The organism is Achromobacter sp. 1011791174 (assembly GCF_059760925.1).
On the sequence record NZ_JCBANH010000124.1, the window covers coordinates 1 to 16,054 of the forward strand.

A 16,054-nucleotide genomic window follows, 5' to 3' on the forward strand; every position below is an offset into this window, starting at 1 on the left:
GGGCGGGGGTCATGCGTTTTTCTTCCATTCCATGAGCAGCAGGAAGGCCAGGTAGACGCCGCTGATGCCGGCGGTCAGCACGCCCACCGGCAGGCCGGACGCGCCGGCGTGGCGGGCCAGCAGGTCGGCGCCGGCCAGCAGCGCCGCGCCGGTCAGCGCGGAGGCCAGCGGCAAGGGGCCGCTGGCGCGCACGCAGCGCCGGGCGATCTGCGGCGCGGCCAGCGCGACGAAGGCCACCGGGCCGGCGACGCTGACGGCGGCGGCGGCGGCCAGTACCGCGATCAGCGTGGCCGCGCCGCGCGTGCGCCGGGGCCGCGCGCCCAGCGCGTGGGCCAGTTCGTCGCCCATCTCCAGTAGCCGCAGGCGCGCGGCCAGGGCCATCGCCAGCGGCAGCAGCACGGCGCAGGCCAGCGCGATCAGCAGCGCGTCGCTCCAGGTCTTGCCGGCCAGGTTGCCGTTCAGCCAGGTGGCAGCCAGGTGGGCCTGCTCGCGGCGCAGGTTGGACAGCGCGTATTGCACGAAGGCCAGCGCCAGCGCGCCCACGGCGATGCCGGCCACGACCATGCGCTGCGGCGCGGCGAAGCCGGCGCCCGAGCCGAACCAGACGGCGGCCATGGCCAGCAGCGCGCCGGCGGCCGCGCCCCAGGCCACCGGCAGCAGGCCCGGCCACACCATGGCGGTGGCCACGGCGCCGGCCGAGGCGCCGGCGGTCAGGCCGATCACGTCCGGGCTGCCGAGCGGATTGCGGGTCACGCTTTGGAACAACGCGCCCGACAGGCCCAGCGCCGCGCCCGCGCCCAGCGCGGCCAGCGCGCGCGGCAGCCGCAGGGTGTAGGCCAGCCACTGCTGCACCGGCGTGCCGCCGCCGGCCAGCACCGTGGGCAGTTCACGCCAGGACAGGCCTTGCGCGCCCAGCGTCAGCGCCAGCGCGACCGACAGCAGCATCAACAGGATCAGCGCCGCGCCATAGGCCAGTGCGCGCGGCGGCATCGGTACGGCCAGCCAGCGGCCGGCGCGCAGGATCGGCGCGGCGTGGACGGGACGCGCGCGCATTGCGCCGCAGGCGTCGTGGGCGGGAGGCATGCTCATCGAGCCTCCCTCTGGTCGCGGCGTAGCGCGGCCAGCAGGAAGGGCGCGCCGATGAAGGCCACGACCACGCCGGTCAGCAGCTCGGCCGGCGCGCGCAGCAGCCGCGCCAGGATGTCGGCGGCCAGCATCAGGACCGGGCCAAGCAGCAGGCAGAACGCCAGCTGCCAGCGCAGGTCGGGGCCGGCGAGCCGGCGCGCCAGGTGCGGCACGGCCAGCCCGACGAAGGCGATCGGGCCGCAGGCCGCGGTGGCGGCGGCGGCCAGCACCGCCATGCACAGCAGGCCGGCCAGCCGGTGGCGGCCGGCCGACAGGCCCAGGGCGCGCGCCATGCCGCCGCCCAGCGCCAGCAGGTTCAGCGGCCGCGCCAGCGCCAGGGCCAGCAGCAGGCCGGCGGCGACATAGGGCGCGGCGACGCCGGCGGCGGCCAGGGAATGGCCGGCCAGCGAGCCCACGGCCCAGAAACGGTAGACGTCGAAGATGTCGCTGCGCAACAGGGCGACGGCCTGCACATAGGCGTACAGCACGGCGTTGAGGGCGGCGCCGGCCAGGATCAGGCGCACCGGCATCAATCCGCGTCCGCCCGCGCCCAGCCAGTACACGGCGGCCGAGGCCGCCAGCGCGCCGGGCAACGCGGCCCAGAACGGATGGGCCGGCAGGCCGCCCGTGACCAGCGCCAGCGTGACGATGGACGCGGCCGCGCCGGCGTTCACGCCCAGCAGGCCGGGGTCGGCCAGCGGATTGCGGGTCAGCGTCTGGATCAGCGCGCCGGCCACGGCCAGCGCCGAGCCGGTCAGGAAGGCGAGCAATGTGCGCGGCACGCGCGAGGCGACCACCAGCGCCGCGTAGCTGTCGTCGGGCCGGGTCAGCGCGCGCCATACGTCGGCGGGCGCGAGGTCTTTGGAACCCAGCCAGAGGCTGCCCAGCGTACAGGCGGCCAGCAGCAGGGCGCACAGGCCCAGCGCGCCCCAGCGCGCGCGTGCCGTCATGGGGCGGCCTTGCGCGAGATGCCGGCCTGCCGCGAGTCAGCCCGGTGCATCGCGAACGTGACCTTCGCATGCCGGTGCATCATGGACTCGCGTGCTTGCCGGGGCGGGCGCGCAGTGCGGCGGCGGCCAGTTGCGGCGCGAGCCGGTCCAGCATCCAGTCCACCGCCAGCGGCGCGCCGGACGAGGACGCCATGACCAGCGACGGATCGCTCAAGGCCACGTAGGATCCGCGCCGGACGGCCGGAATGGCGGCATAGAGCGGCATGGCCGCCGTCTTGTCGCGCTCGGCGTCGTTGTAGAACCAGGACACCAGGATGTCGACGTCGGCCAGCCGGTCGGCATGCTCGAAGCCCAGGTAGTGCGCGAAGTGGCCGGCGCTGGCGCGCAGCTTGCGCACCGACGGGGCCAGCGTCAGGCCCATGGCGCTGATCGTGTCCACGCGCGGATCGCCCGCGACATAGGCGGCGAAATTGCCCGAGCCCAGGTCGGCGCGCACGTAGGCGAAGGTCTTGCCGGCCAGTTCCGGGTTGTCGCGCGCGACGCGCTGCAGCGAGTGTGCGATGCGGGCCTTGAGCGCATCGGCCTCGGCGCGCTTGCCCAGCGCGGCGGCGGTCAGGTCGATCTGCGTGTCCACCGGCGTCAGGAAGGGATGCTCCGGATAGGCGACCACGGGCACGAAGCGCGACAGCTGCGCGTAGGCCTGGGCGCTCATGCCGGAGAACGGCGCCAGCACCACGTCGGGCTGCAAGGCGATGATCTGTTCCACGTCCAGTTCCGGGTATTCGGTGATCAGGGCCGGCAGCGGCGCGCCGCGAGCCTCGATGGCGGCGCGCACCCAGGGCCAGTAGTGCCGGGCATCGCCGCCCCAGTCGGCGCGGCTGACGCCTACCGGCACGATGCCGAGCGACACGGCCAGATCATCGGCGCCAAGGCCGATCGTGACGACGCGCCTGGGCGGGGCCTTGATGATGGCCGTGCCGAGCGCGCCTTGCAGCGTCACCGGGAAAGCGGCGGCGGGATCCGGGGCGGGAGCGGCGGATGTGGCCGCCGGCACTTCAGAGGTGTCGGTCGCACCGCCGGCCGGCCGGTCGCAGCCGGCCAGCGCGAGCGCGCACAGGCAGGCCGCCGCGCCTCGTCGCAGCGCCTGCCTCCATGCTGGGAAAGAAAAACGCATCCTGCCTTGCCGCTCCCTCGATCAATATTGCGCGCGCAGCGTCAGCATGACGTTGCGTGGCGCGCCCCACCAACCCTGGCTGTAGAAGCCGATCTGGTCGTAGTACTTGCGGTCGAACAGGTTGTTCACGTTCAGGGTGGCGGACACCTGCTTGCTGAAATCGAATCTGGCCATCAGGTTGACCAGCGCGTAGCTGCCTTGTTCCACGTCCACGTTGCCGCGCGGGCTGGCGGCGGATTGGTACATGCGGCTCTGCCAGTCCACGCCGCCGCCCACGGTGAGCCGGTGCAGGTCGCCCGGCAGGCGATAGGTGGTGTAGAGCTTGAACAGGCTGCGCGGATGGCTGGTGTTGATGGGCTTGCCGTCGGCGTCCCTGGCGGTGAAGTGGGTGTAGCTGGCGCTGAGGTTCCAGCCCGGCGCGAGCTGGCCGCTGGCCTCCAGGTCAATGCCCTCGACCTTGGCGCCGGATACGGCGCGCGAGGCCTGCATATTGGGGAAGCCGGGCACGCTGGAGCCGGGGATCGTCTGAGCCAGGTTGTTCTGCCGGGTCTGGAATAGCGCAGCGGACGCATTCAGCCTGCCTTCCAGATAGGCGGCTTTCAGGCCGACCTCGTAGCTCTTGCCGTCGATGGGCGGCAGGATCGAGCCGGACGTGTCGCGCGCGTTTTGCGGCTGGAAGATCTCGGTGTAGCTGGCGTAGGCCGTGTAGGTCTTGTTGATGTCGTAGATCAGGCCGGCATAGGGCGTGAACTGGTTGTTGACCTTGTATTCGCGGCGCGAGCCGAAGTAGTTCTGGGTGGTCTTCCAGTCGCTCCATCGGCCGCCCGCGATCAGGTGCAGCGGCTCGGCCAGGGCGAAACGGCCCACGATGTAGGCGCCGGTCTGCTTGGTGCGCAGGTCATCGGCCGTCGTTTTCCTGTCCGACCATGTCGGTTCCGCGATATGGTCCTGGCGCCAGTTGAAATAGCTGCCGACGGCGGGCTTGGGGCCGACCATGGCGTATTGCTGAATGTCGCTTTGGTCGTCAATGCTCATCCAGCCGGCGCCGATCTCGTGGCGCAGGCCGAACAGCGTGAACGGGGCGTTCAGCGACAGGTGGATGTCGTCGCGGTCGCGCCGGCCGTCGTAGTTGGCGAAGTTGCTGGTCATGCCCAGGCCGGTCGCGCGGTCCGGGTAGCCGCCCCGGAACAGTTGCTTCATGCGGTACTTGCCGTCGCTGTGGCTATAGGCCGCGCGCAGCTTCCAGTCATTGGCGAAGCGGTGGGTCAGGTCGACGAAATAGGTGGTGGATTCCGTGTCCTGGCGCGCCCAGGGCGTATTGTTGGCGACCGAACGGTTGAAGTCGGTGCGCGAGCCGTCGCTGTAGAACAGGGGAAAGCCGCTGCCGAAACCGTGGCTGATGTTGCGCTGGTATTCCACGCTGGCGGTCAGCACGGTGTCGGGCGTCAGGTCGGCGCTGACCACGCCATAGAACGTGCGGCTGCGCGCATCCAGGAAGGTCACGTTGCTGTTGCCCTGGCTGTAGGCGGCCACCACGCGCGAGCGGATCTTGCCGTTCTCGGTCAGGGGCACTGACAGGTCGGCCTCGCCACGGATCTTGTCCCAGCTGCCGGCGCCGACGCTGGCCGAGGCGGCGAAGTCGCGCAGCGGACGCTTGCGCACGAAGTTGACGGCGGCGGACGGATTGCCGGAGCCGTTCATCAGGCCGGTCGCGCCGCGCACGACTTCCACGCGGTCGTAGATCGCCGCGTCGATGTCGGTGGTGCCGTAGTTCCACAGGCTCAGGATGGGCGTGGACAGGCCGTCGAACTGGAAGTTGTCGATGGAAAAACCGCGCGCCGAGAACGAATAGCGGTTGCTGTCGCTGCGCGTTACCGAGATGCCGGGCGCCGACGCGAGGATCGCGCCGGTGTCGCGCAGGCCCTGGTCCTCGATCTGCTGGCGTGTCACCACGCTGACCGATTGCGGCGTTTCGCGCGGCGCCAGCGTGAGGCCCGTGGCGGTGCTCATGGATTCGGTGGTGTAGGAATTCGTGCCTTCGGTGGTGCCACCCAGGCTGGCGCCTGTCACGGTCACGGCAGGCATCTGGGCCACGCCGCCCGGCGCGGATTGGGTCTCGGCGGCGACCTGGGCGCTGGCGTTCTGGTGGGCAAGGGCAGAGCAGAGCAAGGCCGTCTGAATTGCGTGGGTCAAGGGGCGCGCCCGGCGCGGCGGCGCGGCGGGCGTGGGCAAAGCGGACGACATGGCAACGAACTCCGGCGAAATAGGCAACGAGCGAAACGGAAAAATCTGGTAATGAGAATTATTGATTTTTACGTATGGGCTGATGTATGCCTGATGACGCGATCCATATGGCAAACGCCGCCGGGATTCCGCCAGAACGGGCGCGAAGCAGTAAAGGGATGGCGTCGCGCGGAATAGCGCCGCGCGCGAGCGTGCGGACAGGGATCGGCCGCTCAGCCCGGCTCGGCCTCGGCCAGCGGCCGCGGCTTGCGGTGCAGCCAGGCCCAGCCCAGCGCGCTGGCCGCCACGCAGGCCAGCATGGCCAGCGCCAGCCGCAGCGGCTGGCCATAGACCAGCGGCACGCACCAGCCGCTGACCAGCGAGAAGGTCAGCATCTGCATGAAGCCCAGCACCGAGGCGGCGGTGCCGGACAGCCGCGGCACCCGCGCCAGGATGCGCAAGGTCATGGCGGGCACCGACATGGCCAGCCCGCAGGTGAAGACGCCGGGCAGGATCACGGCCCAGGGCAGCGCGGGCCGGCCCGCCGCCGCCACATAGGCCAGGTTGGCCAGGCAGCTGCCGCCCATCAGCAGATAGGCCAGCGCGGTGACGCGCGCGTCGCTCCAGCTGCCGGCCTTGCGCGCGGCGAACAGCGCGCCCAGCATGGCGCCGATCACCAGCGGCACGAACAGGTAGGCGAAGTCGGTTTCCTGCAAGCCCAGCACGTTGGTGATGAAGTCGGGCGCGGCGCCGATCAGGAAGCCCTGGGCGGCGAAGACCAGGCTGAAGGCCAGCCCCAGCGACACGAAGCGCGCGTCGCCCAGCACCCGGCCGTAGTTCCGGGCCAGGCCGCGCCAGGACAAGGGCTGGCGCTGTTCCGGAGCCAGGGTCTCGGGCAGGCGCAGCGCGCACAGCGCTAGCGCGGCCGTGGCCAGTACCGCCAGCAGCAGGAACACGGCGCGCCAGCCCTGGTGCGCGGCCAGGTAGCCGCCGACGATGGGCGCCAGCGCCGGCGACAGGTTGAACACCAGGATCAGGTAGGACATGGCGCGGCGCGCCACCGCGCCCTCGTAGCAGTCGCGCACGATGGCCTGGCCCACCACGATGCCGGCGCCGGCCGACAGGCCCTGCAACGCGCGCGCCGCCAGCAGCCAGCCGAAGTCCGGCGCGGCGGCGGCCAGCAGCGCGCCGGCCACGTAGCAGACCAGGGCCGTCAGCACCACGCGGCGCCGGCCCAGCGAGTCGGACAGCGTGCCATGCAGCAGCAGCATGGCCGCATAGCAGAACATATAGACGCCGAGCGTCAGCTGCACGGTGTCCTGCGGCACGCCGAATTCCCGGCCCAGCGCGCCGAACGCAGGCAGGTAGGCGTCGATGGTCGCGGGCGCGACGCAGGACAGCAGGCCCAGCATGAGCACCATGACCGGGAAGGCAGGCAGGGGAACGGGGCGGGACACGGGCGCTTCCATGGCAAGGGCCGCCCGGATTGGGCGGCGTCGCATCATGGTGGCCCAGCCGGGCCGGCGCCGGGAATGCGCAATGCCGGCGGAGCAATGGCTGCCGCCGGAAGCGGACGGCAAAGCGCGGGAATACGGACGGCGGGGATGGGGAAGAGGCCGCCATCGCGTCCGCGCGCCGATTCAGTTCAGTTCGCTGGGGGCCACGCCGTAGCGCTCGCGGAAGGCCGTGGCGAAGTTGGTGGCGTGGCGATAGCCGACGAAATGCGCGGCCTGCTGCACGCTCCAGCCCTGGGCCAGATGCTGGCGGGCCACTTCCAGCCGCCGCTCGCGCAGCCAGCTGAACACCGATTGCCGGTAGGCGGCCTGGAATTTGGCGCGCAGCGTGCTGGGACTCATGCAGGCCAGTTTGGCCAGCGCCTCCAGCGTGTGGTCCTCGCCGGGCGCATCGTGCAGCCGTTCGCGCACGCGTTCCAGCAGTTGCCGGTCGCGCTGCGACAGGCTCTGATCGGCCGGCGGCGCCTGGTCCAGCGAGGCCAGCGCATGCGCCAGCAGCTGGGCGCCCACGCCCTCGCGCAGCAGGTTGCGCAGCGGGTGGTCCCAGCCGCAGTCCAGCAGGTGCTCGATGGCCAGCAGCAGATGGTTCTGCACCTGCCAGCGCCGCAGCCGCAGGCCGGCCGGCGAGCGCAGCGCCTTCCAGATCATCTCGCTGGCGCGCTCGTCGCCGGCGGCCTCGGGCTCGGACAAGGACAGGTTGACGCTGCGCAGGCGCTGGCCGGCCGGATGGATGCCGGTCATGCATGCGCTGTCGCCATACAAGGCGCTGATGCCACTATGGGCGACCAGCGGTACGTCGTTTTGGCGGTCGAGCTGCGCGCGCGCCTGGCCCTGCAGCATGATGATGGCGGAGAAGCGCGGCGTCATGAAGGACGTGGCTTCGTAGTGATGGTGCACCTGCAGGTCGGACACGACCAGCGTGACGCCGGGCCGGATCTGGTGTTCCTCGACGCGGCCCTCGGCGATGCAAAGGGCGTCGTGGTCGGCGCGCGGCGTGCCCAGCTTGGGCAGGCGGTAGCTGAAGCCGGCCGGGCCACCCATGCGGTTGAAATCCGCGACGGTGAACCTGGCCGTGGGGGAAGAGGGTGAGGTCAAGGTCGTCATCCGCGCTGCAGGTTGATTCCGCCTCGACGCGTGACGCCTGGGCGGCATAAGCGAATGAGAATAGCACATATTCCTATTTAGTAATTGTGACGGTCATTCGCTGCGCATGGGCTTCCCGGCGTCCTGGCGCGCCTGGATCGGGGGCGGATCAGGCCGCGCAATTGCCGATGCGCTCGCCCATGACGCGCCGGTACCACTCATGGAAATGCAGCATGCCGTCCTCCATCGGCGACTGGTACGGGCCGCTCTCGGACACGCCCCGGCGCAGCAGGGCGAGCCGGCCGGCGTCCATGCGTTCGCCGATCTCGTCGTCCTCGACGGCGGTTTCCATATAGGCGGCGCGCTGGGCCTCGACGAACTCGCGCTCGAACAGCGCGATTTCCTCGGGGTAATAGAACTCGGCGATGTTGATGGTTTCCTGCGGGCTCTTGGGATAGAGCGTGGACAGCACCAGCACGTGCGGATACAGCTCGATCATGTGGGTGGGGAAGTAGGTCACCCAGATCGCGCCGTAGTCCGGCGCCGAGCCGCCGCGATAGCGCATCAGCGTGTCGTGCCAGTCGCGGTATACGTCGGAGCCGGGCTTCTCCAGCGAGTCGTGCACGCCGACGCGCTGCAGGCTGTATTGTTCGGCGAATTCCCAGGACAGGTCCTCGCAGGTCACGAAGCGGCCCAGGCCGGGATGGAAGGGGCCGACGTGGTAGTCCTCCAGGTAGACCTCGATGAAGGTCTTCCAGTTGTAGTTGCATTGATGGACTTCCACATGGTCCAGCACGTAGTCGCTGAAGTCGAACTCCGGCCGGCTGAACAGCCGGCCCAGGTCGGCCAGCGGATCGCGCGGCCCCTCGAACAGCAGGCCGTGGCAGGATTTCAGCGGGAAGCGCGGCAGGTTCAGGCAGGGCGTGCTGGGGAACTGCGGCGCGCCCAGGATCTGGCCTCGGTTGTCGTAAGTCCAGCGGTGCAGCGGGCAGACGATGTTGCCGCCGGTGGCGGTCAGGTTGCCGGCGGGATTGCCCGGCCCGGTCACGGCGCCAGTCTGGCCGCCCAGGATCAGGGCCTGGCGGTGGCGGCAGACGTTGGAGATCAGCTCCACGCCGCCGGGGTTGCGCACCAGCACGCGGCCGCCTTCCTCGTGCGGCAGGCGGCGCCAGTCGCCGGGCTCGGGCACGCCTTTCTCGTGGCCGACGTAGATGGCGGATTGCTTGAATATGGTTTCCTGCTCGCGGGCGAACAGCTCTTCGTCGAAATAGGCGCGCACGTGCAGCGGGCTGAGCGCCTGCTGCACATGCGCCAGGCTGGCGATGTCCGTCATGATGCGACTCCTAGGGCCTGGGCGCGGCCGGCTCAGGCGGGCACGGCGCTTTCGGCGTCCAAGCGCGCGATGCGCTCGGCGGTATCCAGTTTGGGGCAGGTGCTGCAATAGTCGCCGTCGCGCCTGCGGAAGTGATGGCAGCAGACCTGGCGGTCCACGGCGATGACCGGCAGGCCGTCGCGCTGATAGGCCAGGTAGCCGCTGCGGCCGGCGATGCCCAGCCGCGCCAGCCAGTCGGCCGCGGTCTCGCGGGCCCAGGCATTGGCGGCGGCGGGCTCGCCGCTGCGCGCGGCCAGCAGGGCCGACAGCACGCAATCGGCCTGCATGCAGGCGGCGGCGCGGGGATTCAGGCTCAAGACCTGGGTCAGCTCGCGGTAGAACGCGGCGCAGATCTGCCGCAGCTGGGCGGCGATGGCGTCCATGCGCTGCCGCAGGCAGCCGCGCAGCGGGTCGTGGCGGCCGATGCTGTAGCCGCAGATGAAGCCGTTGACGACCGGCTGGTCGAGCCGGCCCAGGTCGGGCGCGATGGCGCTGCGGTGCGCGGCGATCATGCCCAGGTAGACGGGCTGCCAGATCAGCAGGCCCCAGCAGCGCAGCGCCAGATAGTGCGGGCCGGCCTCGGGATGGCGCTCCAGCCACCAGTCGCGCAGGTCGCGGATGGCGGCGGCGTTGTCCGCGCCCGGGCGGATGCCGGACGCGGGCGGGCCGCCGTCCGGGGCAGCCGCCCGGCGGTCCGCCGCGCGTTGCGCCGGACTCCGGAACCCGCTTTCGAATCGCTCCTCGACCGGGTCCTCGACCCGGCCTTCCAGGCCCGGCACGAGGGTGGCGGTCAGCGCCAGCAGTTCATCCAGCTCGCGGCTCACCGGGGCCTCCTCACGCGGCGGCGCGGACGGCGTCCGCCTCGGCCTGATCCAGCCAGCGCGGGCGAAAGCGCGCGATCGGATTGACCAGATTGGGGGCCATCTGGAAGCTGCCGATGGGATCGGCCAGGTTGACCATCTGCAGGTTGTTGGCCAGCTGCAGGCGGTTCAGGCACGAATGGATCATGTCCGGCGCGTACAGGTCGTACTGGCGGTACTTGGCCAGCCGCTGCGGATGCGCTTCCTGGTAGGCCGCGACGCGGCCGGCCACCAGTTCCCAGAAGGCGTCCTCGTGCATCAGGCCGGTCTCGGCCAGGATGTGGCTCAGGTGGCGGAAGTAGCCTTCGAACACATCCACGAAGATGGTCAGCAGCTTGTATTCCTCGGGCACGTCGGCGGCCAGCCGGCGGGCGTTCTCGGGCAGCGCGGCGTCAGGATTCAGGATCGACGATTCCTCCGCGATGTCCTTCATGAAGGCGCGCACCGGCACATGGTCCTGCACCACCAGGATGACGTTCTCGCCATGCGGCATGAACACGAGGTCATGGGCGTAGAAGCAATGCACCAGCGGCGTCAGGTAAGCGTCGACGTAGCGGCGCAGCCAGGCGTCCACCGGCAGGCCCGAGGCGCGCACCAGCTCGGGCAGCAGCGCGCGGCCCTGCGGATCGACGTGCAGCAGCGCGGCCATGGTCATCAGGCGCTGGCCCGGCGCGATCAGGTTCAGCGGGTTGTCGCGCCACAGCGCCGAGAACATCTTCTTGTACGGCGTGTCCACCGGGATGGCGGCTTCGTAGTAGTAGTTGCGAAAGCCCAGCGAGGCCGCCTCGCGCAGGATGGAAAAGCCGTTCGCGCGCAGCCAGGGGTCGGACGCGATCAGGCCGTGGATGTACTCGTTGATGGCCGGCGTGCCGGACATGTAGTACGGCGACAGGCCGCGCATGAAGCCCATGTTCAGGATCGACAGCGAGGTCTTCACATAGCGCCTGGCGGGCTGGCTGATGTTGAAGAAGGTGCGGATCGACTGCTGCGCCAGGTACTGGTCCGCGCCTTCGCCCAGGCACACGATCTTGCGGTTGGCGACATAGGGGGCGAAGGCTAGCGACAGCTTGTTGAACCACTGCCACGGATGCGAGGGCATGAAGTAGTAGTCGGCCGGGTCCAGGTTCTGGTCGCGCAGCCGCGCGGTGAAGGCGGCCACGGTCTCCTGGCCCAGCTCCTCGCGCAGCAGGCTGTCGTAGTCCATGTCGGACAGGCAGGCGAAGTGCGCGTTGTCCTTGTGCACCGCCAGCCACATCACGCGGATCGGCGCGGCGGCCTCGGGGGCGTAGGCGTGATAGTCCTCGGCGTCGAAGCCCAGGCGGCCGTTGTTGGCGACGAAGCTGGGGTGGCCCTCGATCATCGAGGTCTCGATGGTCTGGTAGTCGGCCAGCGCCAGCTCGGCGGCGCCCAGGGCGGCGCGGCCATGCTTGTAGGCGCTGCCGTGCAGCGTGCTGGTGATCTCGTCCAGGTAGATGGGCAGGCGGTCGGCGGGCAGGGCCAGGCGGTCGCGCACCTCGATCACGAATTGCAGCGCGTCCAGCGGCGCGGGCGCGCCGGCCACGGTCTTGGTGATGGATTCGGGCGGGATGCGCCAGTGGCGCATGGCCATGATCTGCGCGTCGAAGCGATACTCGGCGCCTTCGGCCAGCGCCAGGCGGTAACGGTCGAAGCCGGGCCTGTCGGACGGGCCCAGGCGCTCGGGCTCCAGCAGCCATTCATGCGCGTATTCCGAGATGGCCTTGCGCACCAGCAGGCGGTTGACCTTGGCCCAGACCTCGGGTTCAAGGTGGCTGGCGACCTGGGACGGATGTTGCGTGGCGGGGTGGCTCATAGGGTGGACTCCTGAAGTTGGGCCTGCTCGAATTGGGCGCGGGTGCAGAAGGCGAGGCTGGCGGTTTTCTCGCGGAACCGGGCCTGCCCGGCGTAGACGAAACCCATGGCCAGGTTCAGCGCATGGATCTTGGCGTTGTTGGCGTCCGGCTCGACCACCACGCGGGCGGCGTTGAGCCGGTCGAACAGGAAGCGCATGACCAAGGCGAAGACGTCGCGGCTGAAGCCCGGAATGCGTTGCGTGGGCGGACCGATGAAGATGTGCATGCCGATGTCGCCCGGACGCACGGGGTAGTGCTCGCCAATTTGGTCGTGGGCGGGGTCGTAGCACTCGACCAGGAAGGCGGGGCGGCCCTGGTGCGAGCCGAGCCAGGCCTGGGCATGGCCACTGCCGCACAGCGCGGCGTAGAAGTCGCGCACCTGCGACACGCTGTGGTCCTGCATGGACCAGAAGCGCGCGTAGTCCATCGCGAACCAGCGCTGCAGCAGCGGCGCGTCGGCCTCGGGGTCCAGCGGGCGCAGCGTCAGGCCGGCGCCCTCGTCGTAGCATTCGCGGGCGTGGCGGTCGATCTCGCCCAGGAAGGTGGCCATCATGGTCATCATCGTGGTTCCCTCGCGATTCATACGGTGGCGGCGCGATGGCCGTCCATCATGGGCATCAGCTCGGTCGCGGCGGCATGCAGGCGCTTGCCGGCGGCGCGCCGGTCCTGGCGATGCGCCAGCACGCCGCTGGCGGGCGGGCGGAACTCCTGCAGCGCGGTGTGGGCCTCGACCGGGTAGTGCTCCACGCCGGTCAGCTCGCGCAGGATCAGCGAGTTGCGGTGGCAGCAGAAGCCCAGGTCCGGGTTGGTGACGCCATGGCTGAGCAGGCCGGTGTTCTGCACGTAGATCTCGCCGCCGTCGTGGTCGATGGCGTAGTTGCGGCCGATCCGGTAGCTGCCGTCCTCGTTCCAGGCGATGCGGTCGTGGATGGGGTTGATGCACGCGGGGATGCTGTGCGCGTAGCCGGTGGCCAGCACCAGGCCGTCGGTGACGTGGCTGAAGGGCTGGGCGTAGTCGACGTGCTGGAATTCCAGGTGATAGCGCGCTTGCGCGCGGTCGTAGCGGCAGGCGCGCAGCTCGGAATTGGTGAGCAGGGTGTAGCGCCGGTCGCCGTCGTGGATCTTCTCGTCCAGCAGGTCGTAGATCTGGTTGATGAGCGAGGCGTTGATGCCTTTGTACAGGCTGCTCTGCTGCGCCAGGATCTGGCGGCGGCGCGCTTCGGGCAGATCGTAGAAATACTCGGTGTAGTCGGGCGAGATCAGTTCCAGCGTGAGCTTGGTGTTCTCCATCTGGAAAAAGCGCGGCGAGCGCGTGATCCAGGCCAGGCTGTAGTCGTGTCCGGCGCTGTCGCGCAGCAGGTCGTGAAAGACCTCGGCCGCGCTCTGGCCGCTGCCCACGATGGTGATGGCGTCGCGCTGCTGCAGCTGCGCCTTGTTGCGCAGGTAGTCGGCGCTATGGATATAGGGCGCGGCGCGGCGGTCGCAGCAGGCGGGCAGGGACGGCTGCGACCCCAGGCCCAGCACCAGCTTGCGGCAGCGGACCATGAAGCGCTCGCCGGTGGCGGCGTGCTGGCCGGTGACCAGGTAGGTGTTGCTGTCCGGATCGTGCAGCACGCCCTGTACTTCGCTGTTGAAGCGCAGATTGGGCAGGCGGGCCACCACCCATTGGCAATAGCGGTTGTACTCGGCGCGGCTCAGATAGTGGTTCTCGCGCATGTAGTACGAATAGATGCGGCCGGTCTGCTTGCAGTAGTTCAGGTAGCTGTACTCGCTGCGCGGATCGGCCAGGCTGACCAGGTCCGCCAGGAAGGGGTTCTGCAGCGTCGAGGCCTCGATCAGCATGCCCGGATGCCAGTCGAAGCCGGGCTTTTTCTCCAGGAACAGCGCGCGCACGCCGGGCAGCGGCGCGGACAGGCAGGCCAGGCTGAGGTTGAAGGGGCCTAGGCCGATAGCCACGAAGTCATAGATTTCTCGATTCATGATTGGAGTCGCCTTTGCTGAGTCTGCGTTGCGCGTGCGCTGCGTTCGGCACGGGGAAGGGAAGCGCCCGGGACCGGGGTCAATCGGGCGGGATGGGCCGGCACAGGTAGACCTGCCGGAGGGCGCGCGCGATCAGCGGGGGACTGCCTTTGCCGGAATTGCAATATCTTGTAATGCACATGGGTGTGATTTTCATTTGCAATGACGCAACTCTAGCAAATACGGGTTTGTGCTGACACGCGCCGCGCCGGCTTGCGAGCGCCCGGCATATGCAGGGTGGCGGTCGGCATAGGGGCGTGGCCTGCGCCCCGGCGCGTGTGGGACAATGCCCGCGAACTGTTCCGTGGCGCGGCTGCGCGCCGCTGGCGCAACGGCGGGACGAAAGGGAATCAGGATGGAATCCAGGCATATCAAGCCGCGCGCGGCGCGCATCCACACCGTCGCCGGCGCGGCGGGGGACGAGGGCCGCGCGCATGGCTGACATGCGGCCGCGACTGGCGCTCAAGGCGGTGCGCAGCGCCAGGCTGGCCGCCGTCGATCTGGCGCTGACGCCCGGCGAGTGCGCGGCGGTGATGGGGCCGTCGGGCTCGGGCAAGTCCTTGCTGCTGCGTCAGGTCGCCGACCTGGACCCGGGCGAGGGCGAAGTCGAACTCGACGGCGCGCCGCGTTCGGGCATGGCGGGATACGAATGGCGCCGCCAGGTCATCTACTGCCAGGCGGAGGCCGGCTGGTGGGAAGAGCGCGTGGCCGCGCACTTTGACGACGCTGCCGCCGCCGTCGGGCTGGTGGAGCGGCTGGGGCTGGCGCCCGAAAAAATGCAGGCGCTGGTGCGCGAGCTGTCCACCGGCGAACGCCAGCGCCTGGGCCTGGCGCGCGCCTTGGTGAAACGGCCGCGCGCGCTGCTGCTGGACGAACCCACGGCGGCCCTGGATCCGGACGCCACCGCGCGGGTCGAGACCGAGGTCCGCCGCTATCTGGACGAAGGCGGCGCGGCGTTGCTGGTGACGCACAGCGAGGAACAGGCGCGACGCCTGTGCCGGCGCGCGTGGCGGATGCGGCAGGGCAAGCTGGAGACGCTATGGACGTGATACGGCTGCAAGCCACGGACCTGTTGGTCGCTTCCTGTCTGGTGCTGCTGTGCGCGGCCATTTCCTTCGCGCTGCGCCTGGGCATGCAACGCCAGACGCTGTGGGCGGCGGCGCGCACGGTGGTCCAGCTGCTGCTGGTGGGCCACATCCTGAAGCTGGTGTTCGCGCATGCCGCGCCCTGGCTCACCGCGCTGGTGGCTGCGGCGATGATGGGCCTGGCCGCGCGCGAGGTCGCGGCGCGGCCCAAGGCGCGGCTGGCCGGGCACGGCAACGGCTGGGTCGGGGCGGCGGCGGTTGGCGCCACCACGCTGGTGACGGCGCTCTTCATTCTCAACACGGCGCTGCGGCCGGATCCCTGGTATGACCCGCGCTACGTGATCGCGCTGGTCGGCATCGTGCTGGGCAGCGTGCTCAATGCCGCCAGCCTGGCGCTGGACGGCATGCTGGCCGGCGCGTCGCGCGAAAAGCTGGCGATCGAGGCGCGCATCTCGCTGGGCGCGCCGCCCCGGCTGGCCTTCGCCACGGTGCTGCGCGAGTCGGTGCGACGCGGCATCCTGCCCAGCATCAACCAGATGTCGGCGGCGGGCATCATTACGCTGCCCGGCATCATGACGGGCCAGATCATCGCCGGCATGGATCCGGTCGAGGCGGCCAAGTATCAGATCCTGCTGATGTTCCTGCTGTGCGGGGCCAGCGGCATGGCGGCCATGGGCGCTGCCTACGGCGCCATGCGGCGGTTGAGCGACGGGCGCGGGCGGTTGCGGCTGGACAGGTTGCGCATGCCCGATTGAGTGCATGCGGCGACGGGCGGGGG

Annotated in this window: 13 protein-coding genes; 2 read left to right on the forward strand and 11 right to left on the reverse strand. The window is 70.1% G+C overall.

Annotated elements, in window-relative coordinates:
* Nucleotides 1–9: 9 nt before the first annotated feature.
* The 11 genes from AC6LJ5_RS27540 to AC6LJ5_RS27590 form a co-directional block, all read right to left on the reverse strand.
* A complete protein-coding gene (locus AC6LJ5_RS27540; protein ID WP_498142173.1) occupies nucleotides 10–1,089 on the reverse strand; it encodes a FecCD family ABC transporter permease in 1,080 nt (359 codons plus the stop codon).
* Nucleotides 1,086–2,075 carry a FecCD family ABC transporter permease gene (locus tag AC6LJ5_RS27545; RefSeq protein ID WP_498142174.1) on the reverse strand — a complete coding sequence of 330 codons (990 nt, stop codon included), beginning with the start codon at nucleotides 2,073–2,075 and terminating at the stop codon, nucleotides 1,086–1,088. The genes AC6LJ5_RS27540 and AC6LJ5_RS27545 overlap by 4 nt, the downstream gene beginning before the upstream one ends.
* Before the next feature lie 79 nt (nucleotides 2,076–2,154).
* Complete coding sequence (locus AC6LJ5_RS27550; RefSeq protein ID WP_498142175.1) at nucleotides 2,155–3,249, reverse strand: ABC transporter substrate-binding protein; 1,095 nt, start codon at nucleotides 3,247–3,249, stop codon at nucleotides 2,155–2,157.
* Between the two features lie 21 nt (nucleotides 3,250–3,270).
* The gene (fauA, locus tag AC6LJ5_RS27555) at nucleotides 3,271–5,493 is read right to left on the reverse strand and encodes a TonB-dependent alcaligin siderophore receptor FauA (RefSeq protein WP_498142176.1); all 2,223 of its coding nucleotides are present in this window, start codon (nucleotides 5,491–5,493) and stop codon (nucleotides 3,271–3,273) included.
* A gap of 212 nt (nucleotides 5,494–5,705) precedes the next feature.
* Nucleotides 5,706–6,893 carry a multidrug effflux MFS transporter gene (locus tag AC6LJ5_RS27560; protein ID WP_498142182.1) on the reverse strand — a complete coding sequence of 396 codons (1,188 nt, stop codon included), beginning with the start codon at nucleotides 6,891–6,893 and terminating at the stop codon, nucleotides 5,706–5,708.
* A gap of 219 nt (nucleotides 6,894–7,112) precedes the next feature.
* On the reverse strand, nucleotides 7,113–8,090 hold the full coding sequence (locus AC6LJ5_RS27565) for a helix-turn-helix transcriptional regulator (protein WP_498142177.1): 978 nt from the start codon (nucleotides 8,088–8,090) through the stop codon (nucleotides 7,113–7,115).
* Between the two features lie 148 nt (nucleotides 8,091–8,238).
* Entirely contained in the window at nucleotides 8,239–9,402 is a 1,164-nt protein-coding gene (locus AC6LJ5_RS27570) for an aromatic ring-hydroxylating oxygenase subunit alpha (RefSeq protein ID WP_103274360.1), read from the reverse strand.
* A gap of 32 nt (nucleotides 9,403–9,434) precedes the next feature.
* Complete coding sequence (locus AC6LJ5_RS27575; protein WP_498142178.1) at nucleotides 9,435–10,265, reverse strand: siderophore ferric iron reductase; 831 nt, start codon at nucleotides 10,263–10,265, stop codon at nucleotides 9,435–9,437.
* Nucleotides 10,266–10,275: 10 nt separating this feature from the next.
* Nucleotides 10,276–12,132: an IucA/IucC family protein gene (locus AC6LJ5_RS27580; protein WP_498142179.1), complete on the reverse strand. Its 1,857-nt coding sequence runs from the start codon at nucleotides 12,130–12,132 to the stop codon at nucleotides 10,276–10,278.
* Nucleotides 12,129–12,734, reverse strand: coding sequence for a GNAT family N-acetyltransferase (locus AC6LJ5_RS27585; protein ID WP_103274363.1), 606 nt, complete (start codon nucleotides 12,732–12,734; stop codon nucleotides 12,129–12,131). The genes AC6LJ5_RS27580 and AC6LJ5_RS27585 overlap by 4 nt, the downstream gene beginning before the upstream one ends.
* A 17-nt stretch (nucleotides 12,735–12,751) precedes the next feature.
* On the reverse strand, nucleotides 12,752–14,152 hold the full coding sequence (locus AC6LJ5_RS27590) for a lysine N(6)-hydroxylase/L-ornithine N(5)-oxygenase family protein (RefSeq protein WP_103274364.1): 1,401 nt from the start codon (nucleotides 14,150–14,152) through the stop codon (nucleotides 12,752–12,754).
* 473 nt (nucleotides 14,153–14,625) lie between these two features.
* On the opposite strand from AC6LJ5_RS27590, the gene AC6LJ5_RS27595 reads away from it, so the two are divergent.
* A complete protein-coding gene (locus AC6LJ5_RS27595) occupies nucleotides 14,626–15,240 on the forward strand; it encodes an ABC transporter ATP-binding protein (protein ID WP_498142180.1) in 615 nt (204 codons plus the stop codon).
* Entirely contained in the window at nucleotides 15,231–16,031 is an 801-nt protein-coding gene (locus AC6LJ5_RS27600; RefSeq protein ID WP_498142181.1) for an ABC transporter permease, read from the forward strand. Before AC6LJ5_RS27595 ends, AC6LJ5_RS27600 begins: the two co-directional genes overlap by 10 nt.
* Nucleotides 16,032–16,054: the final 23 nt, after the last annotated feature.

What these genes read in the sequence shown, in the direction of transcription:
- AC6LJ5_RS27585 (WP_103274363.1), bottom strand. Translation starts at nt 12,734, where the DNA reads ATGATGACCATGATGGCCACCTTCCTGGGCGAGATCGACCGCCACGCC.
- AC6LJ5_RS27570 (WP_103274360.1), bottom strand. Translation starts at nt 9,402, where the DNA reads ATGACGGACATCGCCAGCCTGGCGCATGTGCAGCAGGCGCTCAGCCCG.
- AC6LJ5_RS27600 (WP_498142181.1), top strand. Translation starts at nt 15,231, where the DNA reads ATGGACGTGATACGGCTGCAAGCCACGGACCTGTTGGTCGCTTCCTGT.
- AC6LJ5_RS27580 (WP_498142179.1), bottom strand. Translation starts at nt 12,132, where the DNA reads ATGAGCCACCCCGCCACGCAACATCCGTCCCAGGTCGCCAGCCACCTT.
- AC6LJ5_RS27560 (WP_498142182.1), bottom strand. Translation starts at nt 6,893, where the DNA reads ATGGTGCTCATGCTGGGCCTGCTGTCCTGCGTCGCGCCCGCGACCATC.
- AC6LJ5_RS27595 (WP_498142180.1), top strand. Translation starts at nt 14,626, where the DNA reads ATGGCTGACATGCGGCCGCGACTGGCGCTCAAGGCGGTGCGCAGCGCC.
- AC6LJ5_RS27550 (WP_498142175.1), bottom strand. Translation starts at nt 3,249, where the DNA reads ATGCGTTTTTCTTTCCCAGCATGGAGGCAGGCGCTGCGACGAGGCGCG.
- AC6LJ5_RS27540 (WP_498142173.1), bottom strand. Translation starts at nt 1,089, where the DNA reads ATGAGCATGCCTCCCGCCCACGACGCCTGCGGCGCAATGCGCGCGCGT.
- AC6LJ5_RS27565 (WP_498142177.1), bottom strand. Translation starts at nt 8,090, where the DNA reads ATGACGACCTTGACCTCACCCTCTTCCCCCACGGCCAGGTTCACCGTC.
- AC6LJ5_RS27545 (WP_498142174.1), bottom strand. Translation starts at nt 2,075, where the DNA reads ATGACGGCACGCGCGCGCTGGGGCGCGCTGGGCCTGTGCGCCCTGCTG.
- fauA (WP_498142176.1), bottom strand. Translation starts at nt 5,493, where the DNA reads ATGTCGTCCGCTTTGCCCACGCCCGCCGCGCCGCCGCGCCGGGCGCGC.
- AC6LJ5_RS27590 (WP_103274364.1), bottom strand. Translation starts at nt 14,152, where the DNA reads ATGAATCGAGAAATCTATGACTTCGTGGCTATCGGCCTAGGCCCCTTC.